Here is a 592-nt window from a genome sequence, read left to right as displayed (position 1 = left end):
CCCATCCAGAACATGACGAACTTGAGCCCGCTGTACTCCGTAAAATACCCCGCCACCAGCTCCGACTCGGCTTCGGGCATATCGAAGGGGGCCCGCTTGTTCTCGGCGATGGCGCAGGTGAGAAACAAGATGAACCCGAGGGGCTGCAGGAAAATCCCCCAGCGGAAAAAGTCCGCCTGCAGGGCCCCGATCTCCGTCAGCTTGAGGCTCCCGAACACCATGACGACCCCGATGATGCTGAGCCCCATGGCCACTTCGTAGGAGAGCATCTGGGCCGAGGCCCGGAGCCCCCCGAGGAGCGACCAGTTGTTGTTGGAGGCCCATCCCCCCAGCACCACCCCGTAGGTGGCCAGGGAGGCGAAGGCGAACACGAAGAGGATCCCCACGTCGAGGTCCGCGATCACCAGGTTCACCTCGTGACCGAACAGCGTGTACCGGCCCCCGAAGGGGATGACCGAAAAGGTCACGATGGCCGGCACCAGGCTGAGAAACGGCGCCAGCGTGTGGAAGAACTTGTTCGCTCCCGCCGGTATGAAGTCCTCCTTGGTGAGCACCTTCACGGCGTCGGCGATGGGGTGAAAGAGGCCGATGA

The 592-nt window shown here is 63.2% G+C and carries 1 protein-coding gene; it reads right to left on the bottom strand.

The annotated features are described in order from the left end of the window. Positions 1-590, bottom strand: a 590-nt coding sequence (locus MWC30_RS21755) for an NADH-quinone oxidoreductase subunit H (protein WP_368860923.1), incomplete at its 3' end; no start/stop codon positions are given. Between the last annotated feature and the right edge of the window lie 2 nt (positions 591-592).

The organism is Desulforhabdus sp. TSK, from assembly GCF_022836495.1.
In the GTDB taxonomy this organism is placed as follows: Bacteria; Desulfobacterota; Syntrophobacteria; order Syntrophobacterales; family Syntrophobacteraceae; genus Desulforhabdus.
The sequence above is the reverse complement of the archived record's forward strand: the minus strand, read 5'-3'. Positions and strand labels throughout refer to the sequence as shown.